At 56.6% G+C, this 13,141-nt stretch carries 11 protein-coding genes; 5 read left to right on the forward strand and 6 right to left on the reverse strand.

Translation table 11 applies throughout. The annotated features are described in order from the left end of the window. Nucleotides 1-104: 104 nt before the first annotated feature. Both IE099_RS09130 and IE099_RS09135 read right to left on the reverse strand, forming a co-directional pair. The gene (locus IE099_RS09130; RefSeq protein ID WP_189569618.1) at nt 105-3,047 is read right to left on the reverse strand and encodes a right-handed parallel beta-helix repeat-containing protein; all 2,943 of its coding nucleotides are present in this window, start codon (nt 3,045-3,047) and stop codon (nt 105-107) included. Between the two features lie 145 nt (nt 3,048-3,192). Beyond that, nucleotides 3,193-4,263 (reverse strand): glycoside hydrolase family 3 N-terminal domain-containing protein, encoded by a 1,071-nt coding sequence (locus IE099_RS09135; protein WP_189569619.1) that lies wholly within the window; start codon nt 4,261-4,263, stop codon nt 3,193-3,195. 144 nt (nt 4,264-4,407) lie between these two features. Between IE099_RS09135 and IE099_RS09140 the strand changes: the two genes are divergently transcribed. Beyond that, the gene (locus tag IE099_RS09140; RefSeq protein WP_189569620.1) at nt 4,408-5,649 is read left to right on the forward strand and encodes a hypothetical protein; all 1,242 of its coding nucleotides are present in this window, start codon (nt 4,408-4,410) and stop codon (nt 5,647-5,649) included. A 269-nt stretch (nt 5,650-5,918) separates the two neighbouring features. Next, complete coding sequence (recG, locus tag IE099_RS09145; RefSeq protein WP_189569621.1) at nt 5,919-7,919, forward strand: ATP-dependent DNA helicase RecG; 2,001 nt, start codon at nt 5,919-5,921, stop codon at nt 7,917-7,919. A gap of 35 nt (nt 7,920-7,954) precedes the next feature. Here the strand turns inward: recG and IE099_RS09150 are convergent, their stop codons facing one another. The 4 genes from IE099_RS09150 to scpB all read right to left on the reverse strand — a co-directional run bounded on the left by IE099_RS09150 (nt 7,955) and on the right by scpB (nt 11,714). Next, nucleotides 7,955-8,341 (reverse strand): hypothetical protein, encoded by a 387-nt coding sequence (locus IE099_RS09150; RefSeq protein ID WP_189569622.1) that lies wholly within the window; start codon nt 8,339-8,341, stop codon nt 7,955-7,957. A 25-nt stretch (nt 8,342-8,366) separates the two neighbouring features. Further along, a complete protein-coding gene (clpX, locus tag IE099_RS09155; RefSeq protein ID WP_189569623.1) occupies nt 8,367-9,632 on the reverse strand; it encodes an ATP-dependent Clp protease ATP-binding subunit ClpX in 1,266 nt (421 codons plus the stop codon). A 107-nt stretch (nt 9,633-9,739) separates the two neighbouring features. Further along, nucleotides 9,740-10,810, reverse strand: coding sequence for a prephenate dehydratase (gene pheA, locus IE099_RS09160; RefSeq protein WP_189569624.1), 1,071 nt, complete (start codon nt 10,808-10,810; stop codon nt 9,740-9,742). A gap of 52 nt (nt 10,811-10,862) precedes the next feature. Then, the gene (gene scpB, locus IE099_RS09165; RefSeq protein ID WP_189569625.1) at nt 10,863-11,714 is read right to left on the reverse strand and encodes an SMC-Scp complex subunit ScpB; all 852 of its coding nucleotides are present in this window, start codon (nt 11,712-11,714) and stop codon (nt 10,863-10,865) included. A 193-nt stretch (nt 11,715-11,907) separates the two neighbouring features. Between scpB and IE099_RS09170 the strand changes: the two genes are divergently transcribed. From IE099_RS09170 to rpsR, 3 genes are read left to right on the forward strand one after another with little or no spacing between them, the layout of a single operon-like run. After that, nucleotides 11,908-12,516 carry a TraR/DksA family transcriptional regulator gene (locus tag IE099_RS09170; protein ID WP_189569626.1) on the forward strand — a complete coding sequence of 203 codons (609 nt, stop codon included), beginning with the start codon at nt 11,908-11,910 and terminating at the stop codon, nt 12,514-12,516. Nucleotides 12,517-12,549: 33 nt separating this feature from the next. Beyond that, nucleotides 12,550-12,723: a 50S ribosomal protein L33 gene (gene rpmG / locus IE099_RS09175; RefSeq protein ID WP_189569627.1), complete on the forward strand. Its 174-nt coding sequence runs from the start codon at nt 12,550-12,552 to the stop codon at nt 12,721-12,723. An 18-nt stretch (nt 12,724-12,741) separates the two neighbouring features. After that, complete coding sequence (rpsR, locus tag IE099_RS09180; RefSeq protein ID WP_189569628.1) at nt 12,742-12,993, forward strand: 30S ribosomal protein S18; 252 nt, start codon at nt 12,742-12,744, stop codon at nt 12,991-12,993. Nucleotides 12,994-13,141: the final 148 nt, after the last annotated feature.

Genomic DNA, 13,141 nt, shown 5'->3' on the forward strand with positions numbered 1-13,141 from the left:
CACGCGTCGAAAGCACTCTTCTCTAGGATACCAATCACCCTCCAAATTCGAAACTCTCTTCAACCAAAACTAACCCTCAAACTGGTCCAGAAATCAGTTGCACCTCACGAGGAGTGCAGGATGAGGTAGTTGGTGAAGGGCAAGGCTCCCAAACTGTAAGCAAACTCCAAAACCGGTTGTCCAATACCGTTGAAAGTGAGCGAGAGGTTCTGGGGGGCATTGGCGTCGGGTTTGTCGGGATCGGTTCCGAGGGCAATTTCCAAGCCAAAGGGAGAGCCATCGTGGTCGTGATCCGTGTTCCAAAGGGCTTCGAGGACTGGTTCTTGAAAAGTGAAATCATCGGCTCGAACTTCCGTGGCTCCGATATCCGGCTGGCCATCGTTGATTGCGAAGCCCCGCTGATCAAGAGTTGCGGTGGAAGAGTTTGCCGCATTGATTGCAAGGGAGCCAGGGAGCGGAATCATGGTATGAGTAGGACCTCCATAGTCGCCCAGAGGGGCGAGTAAGGGGTTGCCAATAAACAGGTTTGGGTTGTCCGGAGTGAAAGAACTTTGGCCTGACAAGCTCGAGAATATGTTGTTTCCCGTGACGGTTAGGGTGTTGGAAGTATTGAACTCTCTCAAATCCGGGCCGGATGAGGCGGAGTTTCCCGCGAGAATTGAATTCTGCAAAGTGATTTCGGAATTCTCGCTCGCAATTCCACCGCCTTCGCCTTCTCCTAACGCGATGTTAGAGGCGATGGTGCAATGAGAGGCATTCAACTGGGAATTAGAACAAAAGAAACCGCCGCCCCGGCCGCCTCGGCCAGTTTGGTTTTCAGACAGAGTACAGAGGCTAAGGGTCAAGCCTTCCGAGGAACTTCGAATGCCACCGCCATCGCCACCTACCCCTGAATTGCCATCTTCGCCTTCGTCTCCGCCGCTGCCACCCATGCCACCTTCGCCGGTGTGATTTCTGGTGATTTGCGAGGAGTCGAGCGTCAGAATGGTTTGAGTGGAGGCATAGATCCCACCGCCTGGGCCACCGTTGCTACCAGCGCCGCCAAAGCGATTGGAGTCCATGTTGGCATCACCACCATCGCCACCGTTGCCGGTCCGATTGTTGGTAATTGCGGAAGAATCCAGAGTCAGTTCGCTATGAGGACTCATATAGATTCCACCGCCGCCGTCCTTGTTACTCCTGCCGCCAGAGCCACCTTCACCGTAGTCGCCACCGTTGCCACCATTTCCCTTGTGACCCGTTTTGTTGCCGGAAACGCAGGAAGAGGCGAGAGTCAGCTGGCTATCGCTATCGACAAAAATTCCGCCACCGGCTCCGCTGTTTCCTCCTCTACCGCCACGATTATAGTTCCCGTTGGAGCCACCATCACCGCCGTGGCCCCCATTTCCTGTTTTATTCTCCTTAACCGAAGAGGAGTTGAGAACAAGGGTGCTGTTGGGGCGGACAAGAATGCCTCCTCCGTGACCACCATGACCGCCGTAGCCACCATCACCACCGCTACCGCCATTGCCTCCATTACCCGTTTGGTTATTGGCAACCGACGTGGAGGACAGGGTTAATTCACTAAAAGAATTTAACAAGATACCGCCACCATCGCCACCATCGTGGCCGCCTTCACCGCTGTTCATATCGCCACTACTGCTGTCGTCGCCATCTGCACCATCCTCCGTCCAACCACCGGTCAAGATGAGATTGCGAAGCTCGACGCTGGATTCGGCCTCAATAGTTAAAACACGTCGGCGTTCGAACTCAGTGGCGTTGGCATCGATTGTGACTTTGTTAGTGATAGCAGATGCATCGATCGTGAGCTCGTTTCCTATAGTGAGTTCTTCCGTCAGTAGAATCGAGCCTTGGCTGCCATTAAAGACAGAAGTATCGAAAGTGATTACTGATTCTGGAAGAGCGAATGCGATGGCTTCTCGCAGGCTGACATTTTCTGTCGAACCGTGGTTCTCATCGTCAGTTGTATTGTCGTCAGTTGTATTGACTACCAAAGACCCGATTTCAACTGCTCCGATATCAAGGGCACCGTTGGAGAAGCGCGGGGAGCCCCGTTGGTCAGTGCCTCCCGGGTCTGTCTCGCCGCCAGCATCTCGGGCGGGAGAGTCCATGAGTGGTGGCATGGTGAGGGTGGGGCCACCGTAGTAGTCCTCAGGGGCAAGGGAAGGCTCAGTTGTAATGGATACACTGCCGTTCAAGAGTCCTGAGTCTGAAATGTTGGAGAGAAGGTTACTGCCGATAGTGCTGGTGGAACCATCGTTGCGAAGATCCGCGCCGATTGGGGCACCGTTGTTCGTGAGAATCGAATTTTGGAGTGTCAGCTTGCCTTGGCTGGAACCGAGATAGATGAGTCCTCCTCCAGCTACCTCTGCGGAGTTGGTAACAAGGGTGCACGAAGTGAGGCTGAAATCGGAGCTTCCGCTATATTTAATGGCACCTCCGCTGCCGCCTGCTATGTTTTGGAGGAAGGTGCAGTTAGTGATGTTGGTAAGACCTCCATTGCAGTTGATAGCCCCACCGTCTACACTGGCCTGATTGTAACCAAAGAAGCAGCGCTTTAGAGTGAGGTCAGCGCTTTGATTGAAGATCGCACCGCCACCCGTGGAAGTTTGGCATGAGGTGAACTGGCAGTCTTCGAGCACGAGGTCCCCGGAGTCGCGTATGGCGATAGCTCCTCCTCGTGTATTTCCCGCCATAGTGGAGGTTCCGGTCCCGTTTTGGAAGGTGATGCGGCGGCAGGTGATGGACCGGTTTCCTGTAACTTCGATGATTCGATTGGTATTGCTCCCGTCCAAAATGATTCTTTGCCTCAAAGACGAGGCATCAATGATGAGGTCTTTGTCGAGAAGGTATTGGCTGCTGAGATAGATCTCTTGTCCGCTGAGACTAGGGTCAAAGGTGATGGTCGCTCCCGCCGCAGCGCTTGTGATGGTATCCCGAAGAGAGCCAGGCCCACTATCATCGCGATTGGTGACAACTTGGGCGTGTAGGGAGCTGAAAAGTGACAGAACGAGAAAAAGCCTGAGGCTAAAAATTTGAAGTTTCATGACGGCGCAAGGGGGGACCAACGCCAAATTAGACTTCTCGACTCTTCTGTAAAGGTTAGAAGAGATTGGTTTGGAGGTGTTTACTATTGAACGAGTGGCGACAACTACAGGAAACAATTTGTCGGTTTGATACTCTGTCTTGTTCCTAGTAGTCCTCGACGGGAGACTGGGTTCTGGCTTCGATGGTGAAGCATTCTTCGCCGGTGAGCTCTTTCGTCAGGTCCGATAGCTCCCGGTGGCATTTGTCCAGTTTCTCAATCGAAAAAGCAGGAGGGATGGGGAGTTTGCGGAGGGCTTTTTCCAAGCGGTCTTCGATATCAAACCGCCGATCGCTGGGGAGCTTGCCAAAGGCCTCGGCGGCGAGGTCCAGGGTATCGAGTTCGTGGCACAGCAAAGGCAGGTCGTTCCCGGCCAGCCAAGCGAGCTCGAAATCGCGGCCTCGGCCATAGCCGTTGGTGATCGCTCCCATATCGAGGTCGTCGGTTAGAATGAGGCCCTCGTAGCCCAGTTGATTGCGCAAGAGATCGGTGATGATGCGGCGGGAAAGGGATGAGGGGAGTTCGCTGTCGAGAGCCGGATAGCGGATGTGGGCAATCATGATGGCGTCGAGTTCCGGCGCGAGCGCGGTGTAGGGAAGGAGGTCGGTGGCGAGGAGTTCGTCCAGAGTGGCTTCCACCACGGGCAGGTCGTGATGGGGATCGACCCGCGCCCGGCCGCCAGCCGGAAAGTGTTTGCCGCAGGAGAGCACGCCATTTTTCCGTTGCCAGCGGCTGAAGTTGCCCGCGTGATCGATCACGCTCTGGGAGTCACGACCCCAGCAGCGGCCGCGCAGGGCATTGGAGTCCTCGGGTTGATGATCGATGTCGAGGTCGGGGGCAAAGTTCATATTCACCCCCAGCATCTCGAGATGGCGCCCAGCGAGGGCTCCGAACCAAGCCGACTGTTTGTAGCTCCCTTTTTCGCCAAAGGTGGAGGCGTTGGGGGGCGTGGGACAAAGTCCGGCCGTGCGCCAGACGCGTCCGCCTTCGTTATCGATTCCAATGATAGGACTGTGTTCGCTCAGCTCCCGTAGCTCGTCGGTCAAGGCCCGGGTCTGGCTGGCGTCGACGATGTTGCGGGTGAAAAGGATGAAGCCGGCAGGCTGCCACTTTGCGATTCTGTCACGATCGGCGTCGGTCAGAGTGGGGCCTTCGAGGCCGAGAATGAGAGGGAGCATGGCGGGAATGGGGAGCAAACTAAGGCGCGAAGCAGGGGAGATAAACGTGGTTTCAAGTCAGTGCCTAAAATCTCGGCAAATGACGACCGGATCGGCGACGTAGATTTTTGCTAGAAAGGCCTTTGTCGCAACGAATAAGTAGGGATGAAACGACAAGGATGGCTTCTGGCAGGTGGTGGCATACTCCTCTTTGTTGGAGGCGTCACTGTGGGACGAATGGGCCAAGATGGCTCGAGCGCAGCAGGCTCGAAGCAGGTCACCTCGGCAAGGTCCAATTCTCTCGAAGCGCAAGGCTCTGTTTCCGCCGGAGAAGAAAGCTCTTCTTCCACCCGAAGCTCGGGCCGAAGCTATTCGGTGAGCGAAATCATGAGTGATGGCAATATGGGCAGTCGTTTCGAAAAGCTGACCGCCAAGCTGGAGCGAACGAACACGGAAGACTTTGGGGCGATGCTGGCCGAGATTGCGGAGCAGGGTTTCAATGGGGTGATGCGGGAGGAGCGCCTTCTGATCATTTCGGCCTGGGCCGCGCGCGACCCGATTGCGGCGGCGGAGTATCTGAAGGAGCATGACCAGGATGACCGCATGCAGTTTGCGGCGATGGCGACCTGGGCGTCCAATGATCCGGACGCTGCCATTGCTTGGGCACGGGAAAATCATGAGGGAAAAGGTGCCAACGATTGGTTGGTGGGGGCGATTCAAGGAATCGCGGGCACGGACCCGGACCTCGCGGCCAGTCTGATTGGCGAATTGCCTCGTAGTCGCGAGCAATGGCATGCCATGGAGTCGACAATGCCTTACGTCCTGGCAAAGGGCGAGGCGGCGGCGAAGGACTGGATTGAGAGTTTAAGCAGTGGCGACTTGCAAAGCAACGGAGCCGAGTGGATGGCGCGTCGCATGGCGGGTGAAGATCCGGTGGTGGCGGCGGCGTGGATTGATTCGCTGGGCACGAAAGAAGCCCGCCGAGAGGCGAGTGAGGAAGTGGCCCTGCGCTATGCGCGGACCGATCTGGCTGGGGCGCAGCGTTGGGTGAGTTCTCTCCCCGAGGACACGCGCACCGAGGCCGCAGAGGGAATTGTCACTCACATGGCGCGGGAAGATCCTCGCGCGGCGGTCGCTTGGCTGGAGAACTTGGGTGATGACCCGGACTACGATGGAGCCTGGGTGGACTTGGTCGAGCGGGGATTCAATGCCGAACCGGGGGTGGCCTTGGTGGGAGCGTTGAGGCTTTCCGACGAAGGATGGCGGGAGAAGTATACCAACAACTATCTTTCCCGCTGGATGAAACAGGACCAAGCCGCAGCGCAAGAGTGGGTCGCGGAATATACCGAGTATCTGCCCCCGAAAGTGGCGCGCCGCTACGGACCCAAGCCCGCCAGAACCAACTAGAAACCCGATCGATAGAGCAGGCTTTCTCGGAGTGTGGACAGCTTGCTTCCGCTTTGCTGAAGCCGCGAAGTGTTCTCAATCCTTCCCAGAGCCGGACAAAGCTTGCTTGTCCGCTCCTAGGTAAGATGTAGAGCTCAGGAACGTAAGGCCGTTGTGGCAGAAGAATTTCGCGAAATCTCTTCCCGTTAGCTGCGAAGCAAAGAAACGAACTCCGGACAGCCACGATTCCGGATTGATGTTTACCTGAACAAGTTCAAGGTGGGCCCGTTGTGCGTGCTCAGGAGTCACTGGATTTTCTAAAGGAGAAAGAGCGGGAAGGTCTCGCGAAAGTGGGAGTGCGCACCGTGGGTGAGTTGCTGCAACTCTTTCCCAAGCGTTATGAAGACCGCCGTCAATTCGACGCCTTTCCAGCGCAGGCTGGCGGCGATGCGCTTTGCCTCCGTGGCATTGTTATCGATTCCGTGCAGAAGCGCTTCGGGGCCAAGAAGGGTTACTACGAAGTGGTGTTGGAGGAGCCTGGGGGAGGAAATGTCTTTGGCGGTGGGTCGTTGTCTTGCCGGTGGTTCAACATGCCTTTTGTCAGCAAGATGGTGGCGGTGGGGCACGAGGTGATTGTCTATGGCCGGGTGAAGGATGTCGGGGGGCGAATGGTGATGGAGCATCCCGAATTCGAAATCGTGGAGGGCGGGGATTCGCTTCATGTGGATCGCGTGGTGCCGATTTACCGCGGAGTCAGCGGGCTGCCCCAGCGGAAGATTCGGGAGTTGATGGCGCGACTGTTAGAAGAGGTCGAACCCGATTCGCTGATGGCGAGTTACGATGTCGATGGGAGTTATCCGCGCTTGGAGGCTTTTCGTGAAATTCACTTTCCGGATGCCATCGAGCAGACCGAAGCCGCGCGGAGACGGTTTGCGCTGGAGGAGTTTTTCGAGATGCAAGTGAAGGTCCTGTGGCGACGCATGAGGCATGATGAGCAGGAGGGACGTTCGCAGGGCCGGAAGACGACTTTGCTGAAGGAATTCTATCACTCGCTTCCCTTCGACCTGACCGATGCTCAGAAGCGGAGTGTGAAAGAGGTCATCGACGATATGCGCAGTGAGCGGGCGATGAACCGGCTGTTGCAGGGAGATGTGGGCAGCGGAAAGACGTTTGTCGCGCTGTGTGCGATGCTGATGGCTGTCGACTCCGGCAATCAGGCCGCCCTGATGGCTCCGACTCAAATCTTGGCCGAGCAGCATTGGCTGACGTTTTGCAAGTGGCTGGAACCTCTGGGGGTGAAGGTGGGTCTTCTCACCGGGGCTCGCGATGAGGAGACTGAGAACGCGGACATCTTGATCGGAACGCATGCTCTGATTTTTGACCGGGCGGAGTTCGACCGTCTGTCGCTGGTGGTGATCGACGAGCAGCACAAATTCGGCGTGCTCCAGCGGGGGCGCCTGATTCAGCAGGGGATCGCGCCCGACGTGCTGGTGATGACCGCGACACCGATTCCGCGCACCTTGACCCTCACCATTTATGGCGACCTCGATGTCTCGGTGCTGGATGAGCGACCGGCGGGACGGGGTAAGATCGTCACGGGCGTGAGGGTGAAGCCGAAGGTCAGTGAGGTGACCAAATTTTTAAAAGGAGAACTCGAGACGGGGCGCCAGATCTATCTCGTCTTTCCGTTGGTGGAAGAGAGTGATTCGGTGAAGGCGCTGTCTGCGGTTGGGGAGTTTCCCAAGTGGCAAAAGCGGCTCAAGGATTGGGAGGTGGAGTTGTTGCATGGCAAGATGGCACCTGAAGAAAAGGATGCCGTGATGGCGCGCTTTCGGGCCAACGAAACGCAAGTCCTGGTGGCCACCACTGTGATCGAGGTGGGAGTCGATGTGCCGAATGCCAACGTGATGGTGATCTGGAACGCCGAGCGTTTTGGGCTCGCCCAGTTGCACCAATTGCGGGGACGAATCGGTCGGGGCGAACACAAGAGCTATTGCATCCTGAGCAGCGACGGCAAGAACGGGGTCGAGAAGCTGGAGGTGATGGCAGAGACCAACGATGGTTTCAAGATCGCGGAAGCCGACCTGATTTTGCGCGGCCCTGGAGAGGTCCTGGGGACGATTCAGAGCGGTCTGGGCGAGCTGCGTTTCGCGGAGTTCCTGGCTGACGTCGACATGGTGCGCGAGGCCCGGCGATTGGCTGACGATGTGCTCAAGAATGACCCCCTGTTAGAAGGTCATCCTCTCTTGCGAAAGATTGCCGAAGAAGGCAGCGCGGTGATGGTGGCCTAGTGGATCACGGAAGGCCTCCGGTAGGGCTCCGGGAACTAGGGTTGCAGCACCAGAGGCTGGTCGGCGGCGTCTGTCTCACTGGAGTTGTCGATTCCCGTCGGCTTCGGATTGAGCGACGAGGGGGGAGAGGCCAAGTCCTGAGACTTGGGAAGGTCGATGGTCGGATCGCTAAAGATGAAGTCGCCTGATTTGATGAGCTTTTCCGTTGGATTGGTTTCACCGCTTTGTTCGGAGGTGACATCGATCTCAGGAAGGGATTCCGCGGCCGGACTTGGCTGCGGTTCAGCCAGGTTCGCCCCAGTAGGCGGAGGGATGGAGCCGGAGATCGGTTGATCTTCTTCGGCTTGTTTTTCGCTACTGAGGGCGCAGGAGGACAAGCCTGCGAGAGCGATTAGAAAAGGAAGCGTTGTGAGATGTTTCATTCGTTCTAGCAGAAGCGACACTCCCCTAAGCTGCCCGTCTTTTTTTCCGAAGAACAGGTTCCTTTGTGCCCTCGACCACTTCGCGAGTGATGGTGACAGACTCCAGATCATCCCGGGAGGGCACCTCGAACATGACATCGAGCATGATGCGCTCGAAGATGCTGCGCAGGGCACGCGCCCCGGTGCCCCGACTAACCGCCTCGTCAGCAAAGGCTTCGAGGGCGTCGGGTGTGATCTTGAGTTTGACGTCGTGCAGGGCCAACTGCTTGGAGTACTGCTTGACGAGGGCGTTCTTGGGCTCGGTGAGGATACGAACCAGATCTTCGCGACCCAATTTGTTGAGGGCGGAGTGAACGGGAAGGCGGCCGATGAATTCGGGGATGAGGCCAAAGTGAAGGAGATCTTCGGGCTGCACTTTCTCCAAGATATTCTTCTGTTCGAGGTCCTCGTTTTTCTGTTCCTGATCGGCGCGGAAACCAAGGAAGTTGCTGCCAAGGCGACGCTTGACGATGTCTTCCATTCCGACAAAGGCACCTCCGCACACAAAGAGAATCTTCTCGGTGTTGACCTGGATATACTCCTGCTGGGGATGCTTGCGCCCGCCTTGAGGAGGAACATTGCAAACGGACCCTTCGAGGATTTTCAAGAGAGCCTGCTGAACCCCTTCGCCGGAGACGTCGCGGGTAATGGAAACGTTTTCGGTCTTGCGGCCAATTTTATCAATCTCGTCGATATAGATGATGCCTTGCTCTGCCTTCTCGACATCGAAATCAGCGGCTTGGAGAAGTCGCAGAATGATGTTTTCCACATCTTCGCCGACGTAGCCCGCCTCGGTCAGGTTGGTGGAGTCCACGATGCAGAAGGGCACGTCGAGCAGTCGGGCGAGGGTGCGGGCGAGAAGCGTCTTTCCTGAACCGGTGGGGCCCAGGAGCAGGATGTTGGACTTCTCGACCTCGACGTTGGCAAACTCGTCGGGGAGTTCCTGATCGTCGCTAAAGAGACGCATGTAGTGATTGTGGACCGCAACCGAGAGGACCTTTTTGGCGTGATTCTGGCCAATGACGAATTCGTCCAGCTTCTCCATCAGATTGGCCGGGCTGGGAATCTCGTGGTCGTGAGGGGCGGCAATGCGCTCCCGCTTGTCGCCAGCGAGCTCCTTGTCAAGAATGGTCGAGCAGACCTCGATGCACTCGTTGCAAATGTAGACACCGGGGCCAGCGATGAGCTTCTTGACCTCCGAGTGGCTCTTGCCACAGAAGGAACACATGGTGAGATTGGATGCGCGTGCCATGAAAAATTTTTAAAATAGAAAGCTGAGAAGAATTAGGATGTCCTAAAAATGAGACTTTGTAAATCTCATAGACTGTTAGCAATTTGTATGAGTGAAGAGGGCTATCCTTATTCCTCCGAATCGGGGTAGGAGCCGAGTAGCTTGACGAGTGAGCAGTGGGTTTCGAGTTCCTTCAAAGCATCGGCCAGTTTTGGATCTTCGCAATGGCCGGCTAGGTCCACGTAGAAAATATATTCCCAGTCCTTTTGCTTGGAAGGGCGGGATTCAATCTTCGACATGTTGATTTCGAAGGCGTTAAAGGCTTTCAAGGCATCGACCAAGGAGCCGGGTTGGTCGCGGACGGCGAAGAGGATGGAGGTTCGATCGTTGCCGGTGGGCGGACAGGTCTTCTCGGAAACCACGAGAAAGCGCGTGGTGTTGGTGGCGCGGTCTTGGATGGAGGACTCGATGATCTCGAGTTGGTTCAACTCGGCGGCAAGGGTTCCGCCCAGCGCCGCGGCGCCCTCGGAAGCTCTCTCAGAGGCAATTTGAGCTGCCCGGGTGGTGGAAGAGACCTCGACCAGGTCGGCATTGGGAAAATGGCGAAGAATCCAGTTCTTGCACTGTCCGAAGACCTGGGGATGCGAATAGAGAGTCTTGATTTCCTCTCGGGGAATGGAGGCCAGCAGGTTGTTTTCGATGCGGAGCAGGATTTGCGCGCAGATGCGGAGAGGGGAATCGACGAAGAGGTCGAGGGTGTGGGAGACGGCCCCTTCGGTGGAATTCTCAATGGGCACGACGCCATAGGAGGCCTTGCGACGGGCAACTTGGTCGAAGACTTCCGCGAAATTCGCTTGCGGAAGATATTCCACGGAATGGCCGAACTTCTTGATCGCCGCCTGATGGGTCCAAGTTCCTTCCGGACCGAGGTAGGCAATTTTCATGTCGTCCTCCAAGGCCAGCGCCGCAGACATGATTTCGCGGTAAATGGCCCGAATGGAACGCTCGGGAAGGCGGCCTTCGTTCATTGCGACGAGCTTTTTCAGAAGGGCGTCTTCGCGCTCGGGGGCGTAAATCTGAAGGCCATCACGCTTCTTTACGACTCCGACTTCATGGACCAAGTCGGCGCGTTGGGAGAGGAGGTCGAGGAGTTGAGAATCGATGGCGTCGATGTGGACGCGAATTTCGTCAAGGGTCACGGTGGGAGATTAAGGAGAGATTTTCAGGAAAGGGAACTTCGAATCGTGGGAACTACTCGGAATCGGTCGGAGGGGTGTCTTCTTCCTCTTCATCGGGCGCGACCTCATCAGGCTTGGCAAAGTCCTCGGCGGGGGCCGCAGGCTTTTCTTCCTCCTCCTCCGCCTGAGGCGTGGGGGACGCGAGGGGCAGTTGCTTTTCCTCTTTTGGTGCCGGGGCCTCGTCCTCGGGTGCCTCTTCGGCGGCTTCGGGCAATTCCATTCGACGGAGCTCGAGGGCATTGGGCAGCTCGTCCGGGGACTTGATACCGAAGTGTTCGAAAAAGTAGTCGGTGGTTTCGTAGAGAAGAGGGCGTCCCGGCAAGTCCGCGCGACCTCCGATCTTCACCAGCTCCAGGTCGAGTAGCTTTTGCAGCATGCCATCGGAGGCTACGCCGCGGACGGCATCGATGGCGGACTTGGTCACCGGCTGACGATAGGCGACTACCGCGAGGGTTTCCATGGCCGGGCCGGACAGGCGCTTGGGTTTGCGACCAGGGAACAAGTGTTTCACAAAGTCCCCGAACTCCGGGGCGGTATAGATTTTCCAGCCTTTGGCCCGTTCGAGCGCCCGGAAAGAACGGCCGGTCTCCTCGTAGCTTTCGTTGAGCTTCGCAATGGCTTCGATGACTTCGTCATCAGTGACTTCCGCGAGCTGTTTGTATTCCGCAGTCAGGCCACCAGTGGGTTCTGCCGGGGATTCTTCGGCAGAGGGCTCGGCGTAGTCCTTGCTGTCTTCCTCGCCCTCGGCCAAGAGTTCGTCCTCCAATTCGGCGATTCTGGCCCGGATGAGGCGGGCGATCTCGGCGGAGGGCAGAGGATCGTCCGAGGCGATCATCAGAGCCTCAATGATAGCGGTCAATTCCATGGTGCTGATGGGTGTTACGTTGGGCGAATGACGCGTTCAAGCCTAAGTCTCAAAAGGCCTGTGAAAAGGGGTGGGGGACCTGCACCCTCATTTTCGACTTGCGGAGTTTTGGTTAGGCACGTAATTGACGCCCCTCTTTTCCTTTTTAAGGAGCAAGGGAAATCAGATTACCCTCCTTTGATCACAAAAAATCATGCCCGCTAAGAAGACGACCAAGAAAGCCGCCGCAAAGAAGGCTCCGAGCAAAGCGAAAGCCGAAAAAGAGGCTTCGGCCGGCGATGCTGTTAAAGATGAGACCAAGACTGCCAAGGAGGAGACCGCCACTCCAGCCAAGAAGGCTGCCCCCGTCAAGATGACTGCTTTTGTGAAAAAGCAGCAGCAGAAGCTCCTCGACTTGCGCGATGACCTGATGGAAGCCCTCCACGGGGTTCAGAGCGAGGCCATCAAAGCGGTATCCGAAGGCTCCGATGCCGGGAATGGTCAGCATCAGGGTGATGCCGGCAGTGATTCCTATGACCGTGACTTGGCCCTGAGCATGCTGGAAAAAGAGAAAGACGCTCTTCATGAAGTCGAGATGGCCCTCGAGCGCATTGCCAACGGGACCTATGGAATCTGCGAGATGTCCGGGGAGAAGATTCCGCAGGAACGTTTGGAAGTTTTGCCCTTCGCCCGTCTGACCATGGCTTGCCGCGAAAAGTGGGAAGCGGACCAGCGCACGCGGGGAGTTCATCCCGGCGAATATGGCTTCGGCGCATTTGCTGAAAGTAGTCGGTCGGTTTCTCTTGACGCGTCCGACGATTAGGCTAGTCTCCCGCCCCTTTTCCCAATCTGAATCATGCCCCGCGATATTATTATCCTAGAATGCACCGAAGCGAAAGCCGAGGGCAAGCCAACGTCCCGGTATAACTCTACCCGCAATAAAAAGAGCCTCCGGACTCCAGGTCGTCTCGAGAAGATGAAATACAATCCCTTCTTGCGTCGCCGCACCTTGCACCGCGAAATGCGCTAATCTATAGACTTTAATTTTATGTCAGTTATCTCAGAACCGAAAACCGTCAAACGCCGCATCGCTTTCCGTAAAGCGAACCGCCGCATGACTAGCAAGCGCATCGATTTGCCGCTTGAAAAAGTCAGCTACCTCAATCCTGAGGTTCTCGCCAAGTTCACCAGCGAAACCGGAAAGATCCTTCCTCGTCGTGTGACTGGTGTTTCCGCCAAGATGCATCGCCGCATCACCCGCGAGATCAAGCGCGCTCGTGCTGTCAACTTGCTGCCTTAATCGGCGGGATAGAGACTTTCGAAAAGAGCCTTGGAACATTTGGTTCCCAGGCTTTTTTTCGTGTCTGCGAATCACCGTTGGCGGGGGACTTGGATGTGAGGAAGCAGGGGCTCCAAAGTGCTGGGCGAGCCTTTCTTGGCCTGGATTT

It is taken from the genome of Roseibacillus persicicus (genome assembly GCF_014651675.1).
GTDB classification, from domain to species: domain Bacteria; phylum Verrucomicrobiota; class Verrucomicrobiia; order Verrucomicrobiales; family Akkermansiaceae; genus Roseibacillus; species Roseibacillus persicicus.